The organism is Arthrobacter sp. Bz4, assembly GCF_003075455.1.
Lineage (GTDB): Bacteria > Actinomycetota > Actinomycetes > Actinomycetales > Micrococcaceae > Arthrobacter_D.
The window spans coordinates 1-17725 of record NZ_QDAE01000017.1; the positions used below are offsets into that span (position 1 = coordinate 1).

General features: G+C 65.4%; 14 protein-coding genes. 5 read left to right on the forward strand and 9 right to left on the reverse strand.

What is annotated here, in order from left to right:
• Positions 1–31: 31 nt before the first annotated feature.
• From DDA93_RS12305 to DDA93_RS12315, 3 genes are read right to left on the reverse strand one after another with little or no spacing between them, the layout of a single operon-like run.
• Complete coding sequence (locus tag DDA93_RS12305; protein WP_019483653.1) at positions 32–1459, reverse strand: class II fumarate hydratase; 1428 nt, start codon at positions 1457–1459, stop codon at positions 32–34.
• 39 nt (positions 1460–1498) lie between these two features.
• Entirely contained in the window at positions 1499–2113 is a 615-nt protein-coding gene (locus tag DDA93_RS12310; protein WP_116778932.1) for a carbonic anhydrase, read from the reverse strand.
• A gap of 38 nt (positions 2114–2151) precedes the next feature.
• Positions 2152–2781 carry a DUF4245 domain-containing protein gene (locus DDA93_RS12315; protein ID WP_243400614.1) on the reverse strand — a complete coding sequence of 210 codons (630 nt, stop codon included), beginning with the start codon at positions 2779–2781 and terminating at the stop codon, positions 2152–2154.
• A 157-nt stretch (positions 2782–2938) separates the two neighbouring features.
• Between DDA93_RS12315 and glpX the strand changes: the two genes are divergently transcribed.
• On the forward strand, positions 2939–3988 hold the full coding sequence (gene glpX, locus DDA93_RS12320; RefSeq protein WP_116778933.1) for a class II fructose-bisphosphatase: 1050 nt from the start codon (positions 2939–2941) through the stop codon (positions 3986–3988).
• 40 nt (positions 3989–4028) lie between these two features.
• Positions 4029–5060, forward strand: coding sequence for a peptidoglycan bridge formation glycyltransferase FemA/FemB family protein (locus DDA93_RS12325; RefSeq protein WP_116778934.1), 1032 nt, complete (start codon positions 4029–4031; stop codon positions 5058–5060).
• A gap of 1 nt (position 5061) precedes the next feature.
• Here DDA93_RS12325 and DDA93_RS12330 read toward each other — a convergent pair whose 3' ends face one another.
• The 5 genes from DDA93_RS12330 to DDA93_RS12350 form a co-directional block, all read right to left on the reverse strand.
• Positions 5062–6699, reverse strand: a complete 1638-nt coding sequence (locus DDA93_RS12330) for an ABC-F family ATP-binding cassette domain-containing protein (protein ID WP_116778935.1) — start codon at positions 6697–6699, stop codon at positions 5062–5064.
• 189 nt (positions 6700–6888) lie between these two features.
• Positions 6889–8151 carry a mannose-6-phosphate isomerase, class I gene (gene manA / locus DDA93_RS12335; RefSeq protein ID WP_116778936.1) on the reverse strand — a complete coding sequence of 421 codons (1263 nt, stop codon included), beginning with the start codon at positions 8149–8151 and terminating at the stop codon, positions 6889–6891.
• Positions 8152–8166: 15 nt separating this feature from the next.
• Positions 8167–9759 (reverse strand): LCP family protein, encoded by a 1593-nt coding sequence (locus DDA93_RS12340; RefSeq protein ID WP_116778937.1) that lies wholly within the window; start codon positions 9757–9759, stop codon positions 8167–8169.
• Positions 9756–10259: a 5-(carboxyamino)imidazole ribonucleotide mutase gene (purE, locus tag DDA93_RS12345; protein ID WP_116778951.1), complete on the reverse strand. Its 504-nt coding sequence runs from the start codon at positions 10257–10259 to the stop codon at positions 9756–9758. The genes DDA93_RS12340 and purE overlap by 4 nt, the downstream gene beginning before the upstream one ends.
• Positions 10260–10282: 23 nt before the next feature.
• Entirely contained in the window at positions 10283–11464 is a 1182-nt protein-coding gene (locus DDA93_RS12350) for a 5-(carboxyamino)imidazole ribonucleotide synthase (RefSeq protein ID WP_116778938.1), read from the reverse strand.
• A 193-nt stretch (positions 11465–11657) separates the two neighbouring features.
• On the opposite strand from DDA93_RS12350, the gene DDA93_RS12355 reads away from it, so the two are divergent.
• A complete protein-coding gene (locus DDA93_RS12355; RefSeq protein WP_019483643.1) occupies positions 11658–12263 on the forward strand; it encodes a GtrA family protein in 606 nt (201 codons plus the stop codon).
• Here DDA93_RS12355 and DDA93_RS12360 read toward each other — a convergent pair.
• A complete protein-coding gene (locus tag DDA93_RS12360; protein WP_024476372.1) occupies positions 12241–12969 on the reverse strand; it encodes a TIGR03089 family protein in 729 nt (242 codons plus the stop codon). The genes DDA93_RS12355 and DDA93_RS12360 overlap by 23 nt on opposite strands.
• 331 nt (positions 12970–13300) lie before the next feature.
• Between DDA93_RS12360 and DDA93_RS12365 the strand changes: the two genes are divergently transcribed.
• Positions 13301–13885 (forward strand): WhiB family transcriptional regulator, encoded by a 585-nt coding sequence (locus DDA93_RS12365; RefSeq protein WP_019483641.1) that lies wholly within the window; start codon positions 13301–13303, stop codon positions 13883–13885.
• A gap of 2 nt (positions 13886–13887) precedes the next feature.
• On the forward strand, positions 13888–17514 hold the full coding sequence (locus DDA93_RS12370; protein WP_084442848.1) for a glycosyltransferase family 2 protein: 3627 nt from the start codon (positions 13888–13890) through the stop codon (positions 17512–17514).
• Positions 17515–17725 lie beyond the last annotated feature (211 nt).

Sequence of the window (17725 nt, forward strand, 5' to 3'; positions counted from 1 at the left end):
CCAGTTTATGGCGTTCGGGGGTGGTGCTGGGCTACTGCGGAGGGCGGGTCATGGAGAGCACGTCGAGGGAGTCGTCGAGCTGCTGCTCGGTGAGCTCCCCGCGTTCCACAAACCCGAGGGCGACGACGGCCTCCCGGACCGTGAGGCCCTCGGCGACGGCCTTCTTGGCGATCTTGGCTGCGTTCTCGTAGCCGATGTATTTGTTCAGCGGGGTCACGATCGACGGCGATGCCTCGGCCAGGAATCGGGCCCGCTCCTCATTGGCGGTGATGCCGTCGATCATCTTGTCGGCCATCACACGGGTGGAGGTGCTCAGCAGCCGCACCGATTCCAGCACGTTGCGGGCGATGACCGGGATGCCGACGTTGAGCTCGAACGCTCCGTTGGTGCCGGAGATGGCCACCGTTGCGTCATTGCCCATCACCTGGGCGCACACCATGATGACTGCCTCACAGATCACCGGGTTGACCTTGCCGGGCATAATCGACGATCCCGGCTGCAGGTCGGGCAGCGCGATCTCACCGAGGCCGGTGTTGGGCCCCGATCCCAGCCAGCGCAGGTCGTTATTGATCTTGGTCAGTGACACGGCGATGGTACGCAGCATCCCCGAGACCTCAACGAGCCCGTCACGGTTGGCCTGGGCCTCGAAGTGATCGCGTGCCTCGGTGAGGGGGAGCCCGGTGTCGCTGGCCAGCAGTTCGATGACCCGTGCAGGGAAACCGGCCGGCGTGTTGATGCCGGTGCCGACGGCCGTGCCACCCAGCGGTACCTCGGCCACCCGGGGGAGGGAAGCCTGGATGCGCTCGACGCCGTACCGCACCTGGGCGGCGTAGCCGCCAAACTCCTGGCCCAGGGTCACCGGCGTCGCATCCATCAGGTGGGTGCGACCGGACTTGACCACGGTCTTGAACTCGTCGGCTTTCCGTTCCAGCGATGCTGCGAGGTGTTCCAGTGCCGGGACCAGGTCCTTGGTCAGTGCCGACGCCGCGGCCACATGGACGGACGTTGGGAACACATCGTTGGACGACTGTGAGGCGTTGACGTGGTCGTTGGGGTGCACCGAGGTTTCGCTGCCCGCGGCGGCAAGGGCACGGCTCGCCAGGGTGGCAATGACCTCGTTGATGTTCATGTTCGACGATGTGCCGGAACCAGTCTGGTAAATGTCGACGGGGAAGTCGCCGTCGTAGAGTCCCTGGGCCACCTCTTCAGCTGCGGCCTCGATGGCACGGGCGCGCTCGTCGTCGAGCACTCCCAGCTCGGCGTTGGCGGTCGCCGCAGCCTTCTTGATGCGGGCCAGCGCTTCGATGTGCGCGCGCTCGAGGCGGGTGCCGGAGATGGGGAAGTTTTCCACCGCGCGTTGGGTCTGGGCACGGTAGAGCGCGTTGACCGGAACCCGGACCTCGCCCATCGTGTCGTGTTCAATACGGAATTCGGCGTCGGATCCAGGCGATTGAGTCATGCGCCAATTCTCGCCGGTGGGGCTACAAGGCACCAAATCCTACAAGGCACCAAATCCGGAAACGATCTCAGCCTTGCCGTCCTCAAGCCGGTAGGTGACACCTATCACGGCTGTGGTGCCGTTCTCGACGGCGTCGGCGATGACCCGCGAGGAATCGACCATGCGTTTGGAGGTCTGTTTGATGTGCTCAACGACCGTCGCGTTGATGTCCGTAACCCCGTTGCGTCGGGACGTGAGGACGGAGGGAGTGATCCGTTCCACCAGTTCGCGCAGGAAACCGGCGGGCATCTCCCCGGAGTCGATTGCGTCAATGGTCGCCGAGACGGCTCCGCAGCGGTCATGCCCAAGGACCACGATCAGCGGAACATTCAGCACGCTCACACTGAACTCCAGGGATCCCAGCACCGCGTCGTCGATGACCTGCCCCGCGGTGCGCACCACGAAGATGTCGCCGAGGCCGAGGTCGAAAATGATCTCGGCGGCCAGCCGGGAATCCGAACAACCGAAGATGACAGCGAAGGGGTGCTGGGTGTCAACCAAAGAGGCACGATGCAGCGCGTCCTGATTCGGGTGCGAGGAGCTGCCCGAAACAAAACGCAGGTTTCCGTCACGGAGGCGGGACCAGGCATCAACGGGGGTCAGTTCGTTATCCACGGCACAACCTTACGCCGGTTCCAGCCCACGATTGGACTCTAAGACGCGGCTAGATCGTCGAGGATTGCAGCGCCGAGCACGTCGAATTCAGCGAGATCGGCGGTACCGTTCAGAATCAGGGTGTACTCACCGGTCTCTGCGGTGAGGAAGGTGTCACCCGACGAACTGTCCAGCAGTTCCCAGTCGAGGGTGTCGATGGTGCGTTGGCCCGACACCTGGGCGCCGTCGAACCGCTGCGCCGTCCAGGTGGGGTTGGCGTTGTCGGTCTGGGTGAGCTGGATGAACTGCCGCTCGGGGGTGAGATAGCCCACCTCCCAGAAGGGGACGCCGTCGCTGCCGCCGGTGTTCCAGCGGGCGAAGTTCGAGGTCCACCCTGCCGGCAGGTCGGGTGCCAGTGGAACATAGCCGGCAATATCCGCTGCCTCGGACGACACGTTCGGTACATCAATATCCCGGGCATAGGTCTCGGCCGTGTGGGTGGGATTGAACAGCAACACCGGCAGCACCAGGCCGAAGGTCGCCGCAATTGCTATCAGCATGCCGACGACTGTCGAGTTGGCGCGCTTCGCCTGCTTTGGCGTCAATACCGGCGTGACTGGCGGTTCAGTGTCGGGGCGCGCGTCGCCGTCGGTGGGGTGCTCTGTCGATCCGGGCTGGGGGGTGCTCACACATCTATTTTCCACCACTTGCGGGTGCGCACCTATTCGGGCCCCGCCGTCTCGTATCGTCGTCACGCATAGTGCGGGCAGACCAGCGGCCACTATGATTGCGGCAGGGGATAAGTCCCGCAGCTTTCGCCAGCAATGGCACAGCACCGCTTCGACGATGAGGATTGACGTGTCCAACAACGCCAAATCAGCCCAGTATTCAACGCTCTCCCGCTCGCTGGCGGTCGGCGACGACGAGCCGGACCGCAACCTCGCCCTGGAACTGGTCCGTGTGACCGAAGCTGCGGCCATCGCCGGTGGCCATTGGGTCGGGTACGGCGACAAGCTCAAAGCGGATGGTGCAGCAGTCGACGCCATGCGCTCGCTCCTGTCAACGGTCCACTTCAACGGCGTCGTGGTCATTGGCGAGGGGGAGAAGGACGAAGCCCCCATGTTGTACAACGGCGAGCGGGTCGGGGACGGTAGCGGCCCCGAGTGCGACGTCGCTGTCGACCCGATCGATGGCACCCGCCTCACCGCGCTCGGCATCAACAATGCGATTGCGGTGCTTGCGGTCGCCGAGCGCGGCACCATGTTTGACCCTTCCGCCGTGTTCTACATGGAGAAGCTGGTTACCGGCCCGGAGGCCGCCGACATGGTTGATCTGCGCCTCCCCGTCAAGCAGAACCTGCACCTGATCGCCAAAGCCAAGGGCAAGTCGGTCAACCAGGTGACAGTGATGATTCTGGACCGCGACCGCCACCGTCCCCTGGTCGACGAAATCCGTGCCGCTGGTGCGCGCACCAAGTTCATCATGGACGGCGACGTGGCCGGAGCCATTGCGGCAGCGCGTGAGGGCACCGACGTCGACGCCCTGATGGGTATCGGCGGCACCCCCGAGGGCATCGTTGCTGCCTGCGCCATCAAATCGCTGGGCGGAGTGATCCAGGGCCGGTTGTGGCCCACCAGCGATGAGGAAAAACAGAAGGCCATCGACGCCGGTCACGACCTTGATCGGGTGATGTCCACCTCAGACCTGGTAACCAGTGACAACTGCTACTTCGCTGCCACCGGCATCACCGACGGCGATCTGGTGCGCGGTGTCCGTTACAACAAGGGTAAAGTCCTGACCCAGTCCATCGTGATGCGGTCCAAGTCGGGAACCATCCGCGTGGTCGACGGCGAGCACCAGGCCCACAAGTGGGAAAGCTACGCGCGTCTGAAGTAGGACGCCCGGCGGGTTCTCGATCAGCGCTAGGGTTGAGGGCATGACCCTTACTGTTGTGCAATGCGTCGACGAGTCCCGGTGGGACTCCGCTGTGAATGAGCTGCTGGGGCACCCCCAGCAGCTCTGGGGCTGGGGCAAGACCAAGGCCGCCCACGGGTGGAGTGTTGACCGGGTGCTGATGCAGGACGACGGCGTACTGGTGGGCTGCGCACAGGTGCTGCTCCGCAAGCTTCCCGTGCCGTTCAGGTCCCTGGCGTACTGCCCGCGCGGGCCACAGACAGTGCCGGGGCGCGAGGCCGACGTGCTGGGCGCGCTGGAAGTCTATGTCCGCCAGGCGCACCGGCCAGTGGCGTTGAGCATCGAACCCGACTGGGATGCCGATGCGGCTCCCGCCATGGCACTGCCGGCAGCCGGGTGGCGCAGCACCGCGAACACCATCCTGATCGGCCGTACCCTCATCCTCGACCTCACCCTCAGTGAGGATGAGCTGCTCGCCGGGATGAGTAAAAAGCACCGCCAATACATCAGGAAGTCCGGCCGGGAGGACCTCGAGTACCGGCAGGTGACCCGTGCGGAGTTGCCCCGGTGCCTTGCCGTCTATCGACAGACTGCCGAGCGGGCGGGGTTCGGCATCCACGAGAATCCCTACTATCTGGACATCTACGACAACCTTGGCAGCGCGTCGCCGGTGATCGCCGCTTTCCAGGGCGACGACGTCGTCGCGTTCCTCTGGCTGTCCGCCAGCGATCACACGATCTTCGAACTCTATGGGGGGATGACTCCCGAGGGGGAGCAGTTGCGGGCCAACTATGCCCTGAAGTGGTTGGCAATTCAGTCCATGAAGGAGCGCGGCGCGGTGCGCTACGACTTCAACGGGCTGCTCAACGACGGAGTATCCAAGTTCAAGATGGGCTGGGCCAAGCACGAGAACCAGCTGGCCGGAACCTGGGACAAGCCGCTCTCGCCCCTCTACCCCCTGTATTCCCGGGCAATGCCGTTGGCCCGGGACGGAGTGCGCCTCGCCCAGGCCACTGCAGCGAAGCTGAAGGCGAAGCTGCCCGGACGCTCCTAGGCTAGTTGGCGGTGACCTGACCGTCGGCCACGGCCCAGCGGGAGTCCAGCCTGACATTCTCGAGCAGGCGCCGGTCATGGGAGACCAGGAGCAGCGCACCATCGTAGTTCTCGAGTGCCTCCTCCAGCTGTTCAATGGCCGGCAGGTCGAGATGGTTTGTGGGCTCGTCAAGCACCAGCAGGTTCACTCCGCGGGACTGCAGGAGGGCCAGCGCGGCACGGGTGCGCTCCCCGGGGGAGAGGCTGCCCACGGTACCGCTGACCTGGTCGGCCTTGAGCCCGAACTTGGCCAGCAAGGTGCGGACCTCAGCCCGGTTGAGGCTCGGGACCAGCGCTTCAAACGCATCGCCCAACGGTTCGGACTCCGCAAACACGCCGCGGGCTTGATCAATCTCTCCCACTGCGACGCTCGCGCCCAGCCCGGCGCCGCCGTCGTCGGGCACCAACTGACCCAGCAGCAGGGCCAGCAGGGTCGATTTCCCCGCACCGTTCGGCCCGGTAATCCCAATCCGGTCCCCGGCATTGACCTGCAGCGTGACCGGCCCGAGAGTGAACCCGCCGCGGCTGACGACCGCGCGGTTGAGGGTTGCCACCACCGAGCTGGAGCGCGGAGCGGAGCCGATGCTGAACTGCAGCTGCCATTCCTTGCGCGGTTCGGCCACCTCGTCGAGGCGGGAAATCCGCGATTCCATCTGCCGGACCTTTTGCGCCTGCTTCTCCGAGGATTCCATGCTCGCGCGCCGGCGAATCTTGTCATTGTCCGGGCTCTTCTTCATCGCGTTGCGGACGCCCTGGGAACTCCACTCCCGCTGGGTGCGGGCGCGGGAGACAAGGTCGGACTTCTTGTCGGCGAACTCCTCGTAGGCTTCCCGCGCATGACGTTTCGCGACGGCGCGTTCCTCAAGATACGCGTCGTACCCGCCGTCGTAGACGGCAACACTGCCCTGGGCCAGGTCAAGTTCCACCACCGTGGTGATGCAGCGGGCCAGGAACTCGCGGTCGTGCGAGACCAGGACAACACCGCCACGCAGACCCCGTACAAACTCCTCCAGGCGCGCAAGGCCAGCCAGATCCAGGTCATTGGTGGGCTCGTCGAGGAGCACGATGTCGAAGCGGCTGAGCAGCAGCGCCGCCAACGACACCCGGGCAGCCTGCCCGCCTGAGAGACCGGTCATCGGGGTGTCAGGTCCGAGCGTCAGGCCAAGCTCAGCCAGTACCTGGGGGACGCGGTCGGCGAGATCGGCGGCCCCACACGCCATCCAGTGGTCGAGGGCGGCCCCATAAGTGTCATTGGCTGCCTGGGTTCCGGAGGCCAGTTCGTCGGCGGCGGCTTCCATCGCCGCGGTGGCCGCCGTCGTTCCCGTCCGCCGACCGAGGTAGCCCCCGATGGTCTCGTCAGGAAGTCGTTCCTGCTCCTGCGGTAACCATCCGACAAACGCATCAGTGGGGGTGGTGGTCACGCTGCCGCCGAGCGGGTCGTCGGCGCCAGCGAGGAGCCGGAGCAGCGTCGATTTACCCGCACCATTGGCGCCGACAACGCCGACGACGTCGCCCGGTGCCACCGTCAGATTCAGGCCGGAGAAAAGAGTGCGGTGGGCGTGGCCTCCGGAGAGGTCCTTCGCCACGAGGGAAGCAGTCACCCATCTATCTTAGGGACTCGGGCCGCAAAGGGCTGCGCTGCACCCCGGCGTCGCAGAAAAGTGGCTGGGCTACACTCCGGCCCGCAGAAAAGTGGCTGGGGTGCAGATAAGTGGTGGGCCAACCACTCAGATGCGGGGAGGCCACTTTTCTGCGCCCCGGAGCCGATGCAAGGTCCCAGGTGGTGGAGCTCAGCCGGCGAGAGTCACCGCGAAGGCGAGGGCGCCGTCGTCGTCCTGATCGGTGTCGGGCCCGGTACCGGCGGCGAGCTTGACCATGACGGGAGCCTCGTTGGCCGGGACGAAGGCACTGGAACCGCGAGGCACGAGCAGGTCGCCGCGAGGGGAGTCAAGGACGATGCTGCCCGAGACGGCCAGCACCAACACCGGACCGTTCTGGGCCAGGGGTACATCAGCGGAGGCCATTGAATCCGACCCGGCGCGGAGCTCAAGGCGTTGCAGGGCGAATTCATCGAACGGCGGGCAGTGCAGTTCCTGGCCAAGCCCCGTGTGCCGGACCTCGACGGCCGGCACGCTGACCGATTCGAAGCGCACCGTCTTCAGCAACTCGGGAACGTCAACGTGTTTCGGGGTCAGCCCACCCCGCAGCACGTTATCCGAGGCAGCCATCACCTCAATCCCCAGGCCGCTGAGGTAGGCGTGGACGTTCCCGGCCGGAAGGTAGATGGCCTGACCGGGATCCAATGACACCCGGTTCAACAGCAGGGCGACGAGGACGCCGGGGTCGCCTGGATAGTGGTCGGTGAGTTCGCGCACGGTCGCGGCGTCCCTGCCGGGTACCGATGCCAGCGCCGTCGCGACTGACTCGGCGGCCTGAGTGGCATCGGCCGTGGTCAGCAGACGGGTGAAGGCGCCACGAAGGGCCTCCCGCTGATCCGCTCCCTTGAGGTCGCTAACGACGTCGGCGAGTAGCGCGGGCGCGCTGGCCCCGGTGGCCTCAACGGCTGAGATCAACCGCTCGAACACGTCAGCGGCTTCGGACACGGGCCGGAACCCGCACAGAGCCTCAAACGGGGTGAGCGCGAATATCATCTCGGGTTTGTGGAACCCGTCCCGGTAATTGCGGTGCGGAGCGTCGGCAGGTATGCCGGCAGCGTTCTCGGCCGCAAACCCGGCCGCAGCTTGGGTGCTGCTCGGGTGGACCTGGAGGGACAGCGGCGCCGCGGCGGCGAGGACCTTCAGCAGGAATGGCAGCCGGTCACCGAAACGCTGCACGGCTTCGTTGCCAAGCGCCCGCTCCGGGTCGGAGGCGATCAACTGGTCCAGGAGCTGGCGGGTACCGTCCTCCAGCACCACCTGGGAGGGTGAGTCTGGGTGTGCTCCCACCCAGAGTTCAGCTTCGGGACCCCCCGAGGGGACCCGGCCGAGCAGCTCAGCGATAGCCGTCTCGGAGCCCCAGGCGTAGGGCCGCAGCGTGTTCTCCAGCAGGTACATGGCTGACTCGTTTCCTTAGGCGGGACTGCATTCCCCGTTGTTGTCCAACAGGGTGCTGAGGGTTGCAACATCCCCGATGGTGGCCAGCTGCTGCAGGTACTCTTCAGTAATTTCCGGGGCGGTCACCTGCGCGGGGACGATGGTTGGTTCCGCCGGTTTGAAGACCGACACCGCTGTGGCTGCCTCCAGTTCAGCTGGGACGGGTGCGTCTGCTGCCGGTTCGGCCCCGGTGGTTTTCGCCAGGGTCTGCTGCACCCGCTGATGGATTTCCTCGAACACCGGATAGGTGACGAAGTTGTCTGCGGCCGTGCCGAAGTCGGGTGGGCCGATAGTCAGGCGACGGGTTTCGTGGTCCTTCGCTTTCAGGGCAAGGTCGACGAAGCTCCCCAACTGGTCCAGGGGGATGTCGGTTTCGACGATGTCAGCGCCGGCACTGGCCAGATCCTCGAACCGGGTAAGGACGGTCGCCGGATCCAGTTGGGCGATCATGGCCTGCTGGACGCACTGCTGGCGGGCGATGCGGTGATAATCGGTGACGAACTCCCGGGATCGTGCGTACCAGAGCGCGTGGTACCCATCGAGGGTCTGCACACCGGGGGCAATCCACCCGGAGGGCGGATAGTGCCGGATCGGGTTGGTGCCGGGGATCTCTGCGGCGGTGATCGGAACCCACCCGCCAGCGTCGATGGTGATTCCGCCCATGGCGTCGATGACCTGGGAGAAGCCTTCCATGTCGACCAGGATGTAGGCCTGTACCTCGATCCCCAGGATGCCGCCGGCGGCATCCATCATCGCTTCCGCTCCCGGATCGTCGGACTCCGGGTAGAGGTCGGCATGGTCCTGGGCGACTATCGGGTAAAGGCTGTTGATAATGCATTCATCGCCGCAGTTGTACCCGTCCGGGTAGATCTGCCACAGGGGGGAATCCTCGGTGAACGGGGCATTCTGGAAGTTGCGGGGGATGCTGAAGGTCACTGTGGCCCCGGAAGACGCATCGACGCTGATCACCGAAATGCTGTCGGGCCGGCGTCCGGTCCGGTCCTCACCGGCGTCGCCGCCCATCAGCAGGAAGTTGTACCGCCCATCAACCGGATCGAATGCGGGCCCGGCCTGAAAGATGGAGCCGAAGGTGCCACGGCTCACATTGAGCAGATACGCGCCGTAGGCAAGGGATCCGCTGGTAACCACCATCAGTGCCACCAATGATCCGGCGACAACCGGACGCATGGATCGCTCCAGCAGAGGGGGCCTGATAATCCGCAGGGTGTTCAGGAAGAGAATGGCCCAGGACACGGCAAGTACCAGCAACACGATAATCAGGATGAGTGACCACCACTGGTGGGTCACCGCGCTCACCAGTGCTGTCCGGTTGGTGACCGCGATGACGATAGCGGCCAACACCGCCAGCCAGACCGCGAAGGTCACCAGAAGCGCCCGCCGGCCCAAGCCCCGATCGCCGGCGACAATCTGCGCCGAGCCAGGAAGAACCAGGGTCAGCAATAGCAGGACGAAGGCGCGTTTGGTGCGGACCCTGGGTGTCGCTGACTCCGGGTAGCGAACCGGGTCTGTGAGCAACCATTGCCCCTCCGGGTCGGAAGCCTGGCTCATACGCCGCTCTCCTCGGGCAGGGTCGCTCGCGCCCGAAGGGCCGCACCCTTTTGAACGGCGGTCTCCCTCAAGCCGGCCGCAAAATCGACGAGCTCGCCTCGGAGGCGTTGCGCCAGGCTGTCCTCGCCGGCCGCAAGCATCCGCACGACGAGCAGCCCAGCGTTGCGGGCACCACCAATTGAGACGGCGGCAACTGGCACTCCGGCAGGCATCTGAACGATCGACAGGAGGGAATCCATTCCGTCGAGGTACTTTAGCGGTACCGGCACGCCAATCACCGGCAGCACGGTCACCGAGGCCAGCATTCCAGGCAGGTGCGCGGCGCCGCCCGCGCCGGCGATGATGACCCGCAGGCCCCGTTCCTGTGCCTGTTGCCCGTACGCGATCATTTCGGTGGGCATCCGGTGGGCTGAGACGACGTCGGCCTCGAAGGCGACCCCAAATTCGGTCAGGGCCTGCGCCGCCGCCTCCATGACCGGCCAGTCCGAATCCGACCCCATGACGAGCCCTACCAACGGATTATTCACGCGTTTTCCTTCCGGGTCTTTGAACTGGCGGGCCCATTCCGGAGAATAGCCGCAGTTCGTTCCGCCCTGTTCCGGACGGTTTCGAGGCTTTCGCCTGCCAGAGCCACTGCATTGACGTGGCCGATCTTGCGGCCGGGCCTCACATCCTTGCCGTAGGAATGAATTTTCGCAGCTGGTTCAGCCGCCAGGGCCGCGGGGTAGGCGCTAAAGAGATCAACGTTGTCGCCACCGAGATAGTTCTTCATCACTGTCACGGTACCCAGCGTTCGGGTGTCGCCCAGGGGCAGGTCAAGGACCGCGCGAAGATGCTGCTCGAATTGTCCGGTGACTGAGCCGTCCATGGTCCAGTGGCCGGAGTTGTGCGGGCGCATGGCCAGCTCATTCACCATGAAGCCGGTATCGGTGCCCGGGGTCTGGAAGAGTTCGACCGCCATTACTCCGGTCACCCCCAACTCATCGGCGATTCTGAGCGCGGCCGCACCGATCGACGCCGCAAGGTCCGCGGGGAGGTCGGCAGCGGGCGCGATTACTTCATCGCAGACCCCGTCCACCTGGATCGAGTGAACGACCGGCCAGGCCCGGGAGGCCCCGGACGGGGTGCGGGCCACCAGGGCCGACAGCTCACGGCTGAACTCGACCTTGGCTTCGGCGAGCAGCGGGCTGCCCTGGAACCACGCGGCGGCGCGGCCGGCGTCGGCCGGTGTGTCGAGCACCATGACGCCCTTACCGTCGTACCCACCGCGGGGGGTCTTCAGGACCACAGGCCACCCAATCCGGTCCCCGAAAACGCACAGTTCCTCGACCGAAGAGACCTCAGCCCACTCAGGATTGGGGAGCCCCATCCGGTCGATGGCGCGGCGCATCACAATTTTGTCCTGTGCGTGGGCGAGGGCCTCGGGCTGCGGTTGCACGTTGACGCCGTCGGACTGCAGCGCCCTGAGCAGGTCGCCGGGGACGTGTTCGTGGTCGAAGGTCAGCACATCCACACCGCTGGCAAAGTCCCGGAGATCGTCGAGGTTGCGGTAGTCACCAATGGTCGAGGAGGCGACAGCGGCTACCGCCGAGACGTCAGGGCCTTCGGCAAGGACACGGAGGGTGAAGCCGAGCTGGACAGCGGCGGGGGCCATCATTCGGGCTAACTGGCCGCCGCCAACTACGCCTATTACTGGGAAAGTCACGTATTCAGGGTACCCACTGCTCGGCGGTGCGCTGGTATGCGAAGCCTGCGCCGGGAGGGTTTCTAGGAATCTCCCATGCTTGACGGCTAAAATAACTCACTGGCCGTTATGCATGGAGCATGGTGGTACTTCATTCACGATTGCATGTCCGCGATCAAGGTGAACCAGTCATGCAACCGGACCGCGGAGGGTCATGTTTTCCAGAGTGGCAGAGCGTATCAGGGGCCTAGCCTCCCTGTTCTGGCGAGAGGTCGCCAAGTTTGGTGCTGTTGGCGGTGTGGCGTTTGTGATCGACAACGGACTGTTCTGGTACCTGATCCACGGCCCCATGGCAGACAGCGAGGTCAAGGCGCGTTTCGTCTCCGCGTCAGTCGCTACCGTTTTCTCCTGGATCGCCAACCGTTACTGGACCTTCAGGCGCCGCAGGCAGGCCAACCCGATGCGCGAACTGACCATGTTCGTGTTCATCAACGTCATCGGAATGGGAATCGCGGCGGGTTGTGTCTGGATCGCCAAGTATCCGCTCGACATCACTGACCGACCCACCCTGTTCTTTGCCGGGATCGTCGGCACAGTGCTCGCCACGATCCTGCGCTTCGTCGCCTACCGGTTCTGGGTGTTCAACGTCGAACTCGACGAGGACCCCGCCTTCAGCCACGACCGTGAACTCTTCGGCCACCCCGACGAAAGAAGCACTGATGGTCAAGTGAGCGAGACAAGCGGCGCTCCGGCGGGACCCAGGATTGTCGATTCGCTGGACAGCCCGTCGGGGGACCCTACCCTCCCACGCGATCAGTAACGCGCTCGCTAGCCAGCAGTTTCTCGGTCAGTTCGACACCCGGGTCGACGACGATCAAGGTGCCCCCGGTGGTCCAGCAGTGCACTGCTGCGGCCAGAGCCGTCTCCAGCGGCAGGTCTGCCGGCACCAGTAAAACGCCGGCGGGCGTCCAGCCGCAGGCGGAGGCGCGATCGAAGAGGACCTGCATGCCCAGCCCCATGCCATCCTGCTCCACGGCCAGCCGGTCTGCGTCAGCTGGCGGAAGATCGAAGAACTCATCCCCATAGCTGCGGACCTCGGCGGCATAGTCGACCGCCCCGGCCGGGAGCTGCCCTGGCCACTTCAGGTCGAGCGCGCCGAGAGCTACCAGCACCAGAAGCTGGGTTGGTCCGGTTACCGTCGCGGCGTCGGAGGAACTCACCACTATGTCCACCGGCTGGTCCGATCCGGCGGAGCCGTCGACTGGTATGGCCCCTACCTGCCAGCAGGCCAGGGCCCATACGAGGGTTTTCCAATGGCCCGGCAGCTGCAGCGCAACCCGGGTGCCGGCGGTGGCGTCCAGTTCTTCGACCAGGAGGTTGGAGGTCTTGGCCACCCAGTTGTCCAGTACTCGGCCGGAGAGCTCGATCCGCTCACTGCCCGGCCCATACCAGATCAGGCGCGGAGCCGACGGGTTCACCGTGCGGAGTTGATTCATGAGCTGGGGGACTGGTGTGGCTGAATCCATGACCGGTTGGGGCCTTCCTGGCGAATTTTATTTTTCCGTATTTTCTGGCTGATTTTCCTGGCAGGGACGAATCGCCAGTGTCGCGGGGGACACGCCGCCGCCATCGTGACAAACTCTCAGCGTGGCGTGAACGGGTTCCCGGGAAATAACTCTATAAGATTCCTCCCAGCGCTTGACTGAATACGTATTACACGCGTGTAATTAGGTATCGGAAAGTTCCAGCACATCGGATACTTGGGCCGCATGCCTCTCGCAAAACACCTTTTTGCTCAGCAGTCGTGCCTGAATCCACCACAGTAGCTGCTGGAGCGGCAACACCGGGAGGGCTGACATGGGACAGGCAGAGAAGGTCCACGACCGTACGACCATCGAGGCACAGGCATCGGCTCGTTACGGATCACGTGGGGTGCCGAGCGACTGGTTTGTCGATCCGGCGGACCCTGATGCGGCTGAACGTTACCGGCGTAGCACCGAGAGCTCGCTGGAGGATCAGGCCACTGCCTTCCTGACGGCGCACGAGGCCCTGGCTGATGACCCCAGCGAAGTTGAACTGCCCGATGCGCCAGCCGATCCGATGCCCTCCGATCTATTGGCCCCCGAACGCATCTCGTCGCCGTCGAGGCAGGCACCGGCGCGCAGCGACCAGTCGGTGTGGATTGGGCTCCCCGGGATTGGCCAGGACTTCGACGACGAGGGTGAGCTCGGCTGGCAGGCTGACTCGCTCTGCGCGCAGACAGACCCTGAAGCGTTCTTCCCTGAAAAGGGTGGTTCCACCCGCGACGCCAAGAAGGTTTGCGGTGCCTGCAACGTGCGGTCGCAGTGCCTTGAGTATGCACTCGCCAACGACGAACGTTTCGGCATCTGGGGTGGGCTGTCCGAGCGCGAACGGCGCCGGTTACGAAAGCGAGCGGTCTAATTCTGCAGCACCCCCGCGTCACAGCCGTTGTGGTTACCCACAACGGCTCAGCTTTTCTTCCAGCCACCATCGCGGCACTTAGAGCACAGCGGTACCAGCCCAACTTCGTCGTCGGCGTCGACGCCGGGTCCACTGACGATTCGGCGTCGATCCTGCAGTTGGAGCTTCCGGTCGGCAGCCCAGTGGTCGGCTCGGCGGCGAGAGCCGGTTTTGGTGCAGCAGTCCGGGTAGGTCTCGCCGAGGTTCCCTCGCGATCCACCGCCGACGACACCCACGAGTGGATCTGGCTACTCCATGACGATTCGGCGCCCGAGCCGAACGCCCTTGATGAACTCCTGCTCGCCGTCGAGCGCGCTCCCTCGGTCACGGTGGCCGGTTCGAAACAGGTCGAATGGGACAACCGTCGAAAGATCATCGACGTCGGTCTGTCCATCAGCCGCTGGGCCGAACGGGTGACCTTGATTGACGTCGATGAACTTGATCAGGGCCAATACGATTCGCGGAGCGACGTCTTTGCCGTCAACTCGGCGGGCATGCTGGTCCGCCGTGATGTTTGGGAGGCGCTCGGAGGTTTCGACCCGGCGCTGCCCGGTACCGGCGACGACGTCGACTTCTGCTGGCGTAACCGGCTGGCCGGGCACCGCGTGGTGGTCGTTCCCAGCGCGGTCATGCGCCACGCCGAACCGCGTCTGCATCCCACCGCCGCCCAGCGCGCCGCCCGCAAGGCTGAGGTCTATCTGCGGTTAAAGCACGCGACGCTGTGGAAGATCCCGTTCCTCGCGGTCGGCGCGGTGATTGGTGGGTTCGGCCGGCTCCTCATGGGCCTGTTGGCCAAGGACCCGGGGTATGGGTTCAGCCAGTTGTTCGCGAGCATCGCCGCAGTGCTCCGCCCGGTTGACCTGTTCAGGTCCCGGCGCCGGGTAGCCCTCACGAAGAAGCGCCCTCGCAGTGTGGTGCGGGCGCTGCGCACCAGCCGCCGTGAAGTCTGGTCCCACCGCCGCTCGGTGCTAGAGGCCTTCTCCGCTGAGGGTCATCTCAGCGAGCAGGCCATTGCCGACGAGCAAAGCACCTACATCCCGTCAGGCGACGCCGCCGAAGATTTCAGCTCACTCGTCGCACCTTCCCGCACCTGGGTTGGTGTCGGAGCGGTTGCCGCAGCGCTGGCCCTTGCCGCTGTCTCAGTGGTCGCGCTGTACCGGTTCATCGGTGCTCCCGCGTTGGCCGGGGGAGCACTCCTGCCGGTCTCCACCAGCATGGTCGATATCTGGCAAAACGCCTCGACCTGGTGGATCACCCTGGGTTCAGGCATGTCGGGACACGGTGATCCCTTCGGCTATGTGCTGTGGCTGCTGGCCGCCCTCGGCCTGGGTAACGGAAACGCTGTGCTGGTCACCCTGATGCTGCTGGCCCTGCCACTCGCCGGGCTGTCCGCATGGTTCGCCACCGGAGCGTTGACCTGGAGCAGGGGACTGCGCTTTTGGGCCGCGTTTTTCTGGGCAGCAGCACCAGCGCTTCAGGTGGCGCTGGGCAGTGGCCGGCTGGGTGCGTTGATCGCACACCTGCTCCTGCCACTGGCTGGGCTGGCCCTGCTCCGTGCAGTCGGGGCCGCTCGGGCGCCGCAGCTGGGCGCCCACCTGCAGCCTGGCGACAGGACGCATCCCAGTGCTGTGCCAAGTTTTCCCGCTCACGACGCCGACGACGCGTATGCCCGTCGTCGCCCCGTCGAGGTGATGCTGAAACCAGGCATCAACGGGGTGCCCAGTTGGACCGCCGCGGCTACTGCAGGGCTCCTGCTGGCGGTGATCACAGCTGGCGCGCCGTCGCTGCTCCCACTCCTGGCGGTAGGGGTACTCGGCGCGATGCTGTTGCTGCGTCGCCGGGCGAAAACCCTGTGGTGGTCCTTACTGCCACCCCTGGCTCTGTTCGTTCCGTTCATCGCCTCAACCACAAACCAGCTACGGGCCGTTCTGGGCGATCCGGGTGTGCCGGTTCCCTTCGTCGGGGCTGAACTGTGGCAGCAACTGCTGGGCTACCCGGTTGCCTTCGAACCGCTGGCCCCGATCGCAGCGCTGCCCTTCCTTCCTGACGGTCCGTGGGCGTTGCTGGTAGCACTGCTCGTTGGCGGGCCGGCAATCCTGCTGGCCGTTGCAGCCCTGTTTATCCCCGGCCGCGGGACCGCGATGGCTTTGGGGCTCTGGCTTCTTGGCCTTGGAGCATTGGTGCTCACCACTGTCCTGTCTTTTGTCGCAGTGTCAGTGGGGTCCTCGGCGCTGATCACCCCCTTCACCGGCCCTCTCGTCTCGGTGTTGATGCTCGCCATCGCCGCAGCCGCCGTGATCGGGGGAGACAAGGCGATCTCCGCCCACCAGCTACGGACCGCTCGTCGCGCCCGGGCCGACGCCACCGCACCGCGACGACGGACCGGCCCTGCACTAGTGGCCGCCGCCGTCCTCCTCGCACTCGGTCCGGCGGTGAGTCTGGCGCTTTGGGCGGTGCCGTCACCAGCCGACAGCGTTGCTGCCGCGACCACGGATCCGGCCGCCGGCGCAAGCGATTCCGACCCGCAGGGTACCCGCTTCGGCGCCGACATGCTGGTCGCAGCCAGCACCGAACGCACTCTGCCCGCGACCGCTGCCGACCGTGGGAACAGTTCAGAGCGCACCAAGTCCCTGGTCCTGAACGTCGACGGCAGCAATAACGTCAGCGCCGCCCTGATGCGCAGCGGCGGCACCACCCTCGATCAGCTCTCGCAGCTCTATTCGGCCCGCGGCCTGTACGGCCCACTGGGGTCCGCAGACCTCCGCGAGGACGACGAGGCGACCGCCGTCATCAGAAGCACCGTCGCGGTCATCGTGGCTGGCTCCGGGTACGACCCACGGGAGGAACTCAGCCAACTGGGGGTGGGGTTCGTGGTGTTGCAGCAATCGGACTCGGCGGCGGAAGTACTTGCGGGTCAGATTGACTCAGTGCCTGGACTCGTCGCGGTAGGAAATACCAACTCCGGTTGGCTCTGGCGCGTGGTACCCCCCTCGAGTGAGGAAAACGTGGCAGCGCCTGAGACCCCCACGGTTGAAGGCTCGACCACCGGAGCGCGCGCGCGGATCGTGGAGGCCGACGGAACCACCTCAGTAGTAGTCGATTCAGGGCCCGCGACTGTCACCTCGATCATTCCGGCTGGCTCGGCGGACCGCACCCTGGTGCTGGCCGAACGCGCCGACGCCGGCTGGCAGGCCACCCTCGATGGGCGTGTCCTTGACTCAGTTGAATCCGGCTGGTCCCAGGCATTCGCCTTACCGGCAGACGGCGGCAGGGTCGAAGTCAGCTACGAGACACCCTGGGAGCCGTGGGCTGCGATTGGCTCTGCCCTCGTGATCGGACTCACCGTTCTGCTGGCGATCCCCATGCCATCGCGGCCACGATTCGTGCGGGCCTACCCCGGGCGTCGCGGCCAGCCGGTCGCACTGGTCCCGCCTTCGGCCGATGAATCTGAGGATGAAGCGGCGGATACCGTGTCCCCGGCGGACGGTGGATCACCTCACCTCGGCGAGTCATCCAGCCCCGGCGAAACAGCCCGGCTCGGCGAAACACCTGACGAAGTATCGATACTCAGCGGAAGGGGACGGTCATGACCGAACCGGGAGCTGAAATCGAGCCGGCGTCACGACCGCGGATCAAGCGGCGGCGGGCCGGTGCCGGTACACTGCGGCGGGCTGTCGGAATAGGCGCGGGAGTTCTCCTGGTCGGTACCAGCGGCGCGCTGGTGGCCGGCGTCGCCGTCCTCGACCCAACGGGTGCTGCGGCGCAATTCCCCATCCCGGTCGCTGAGGTGCCAGCGGGCGA

Coding starts and splice junctions, on each gene's coding strand:
- glpX (WP_116778933.1), top strand. CDS start 2,939: ATGAGGATTGACGTGTCCAACAACGCCAAATCAGCCCAGTATTCAACG.
- DDA93_RS12340 (WP_116778937.1), bottom strand. CDS start 9,759: ATGAGCCAGGCTTCCGACCCGGAGGGGCAATGGTTGCTCACAGACCCG.
- purE (WP_116778951.1), bottom strand. CDS start 10,259: ATGGGGTCGGATTCGGACTGGCCGGTCATGGAGGCGGCGGCGCAGGCC.
- DDA93_RS12325 (WP_116778934.1), top strand. CDS start 4,029: ATGACCCTTACTGTTGTGCAATGCGTCGACGAGTCCCGGTGGGACTCC.
- DDA93_RS12305 (WP_019483653.1), bottom strand. CDS start 1,459: ATGACTCAATCGCCTGGATCCGACGCCGAATTCCGTATTGAACACGAC.
- manA (WP_116778936.1), bottom strand. CDS start 8,151: ATGTACCTGCTGGAGAACACGCTGCGGCCCTACGCCTGGGGCTCCGAG.
- DDA93_RS12365 (WP_019483641.1), top strand. CDS start 13,301: ATGGGACAGGCAGAGAAGGTCCACGACCGTACGACCATCGAGGCACAG.
- DDA93_RS12355 (WP_019483643.1), top strand. CDS start 11,658: ATGTTTTCCAGAGTGGCAGAGCGTATCAGGGGCCTAGCCTCCCTGTTC.
- DDA93_RS12360 (WP_024476372.1), bottom strand. CDS start 12,969: ATGGATTCAGCCACACCAGTCCCCCAGCTCATGAATCAACTCCGCACG.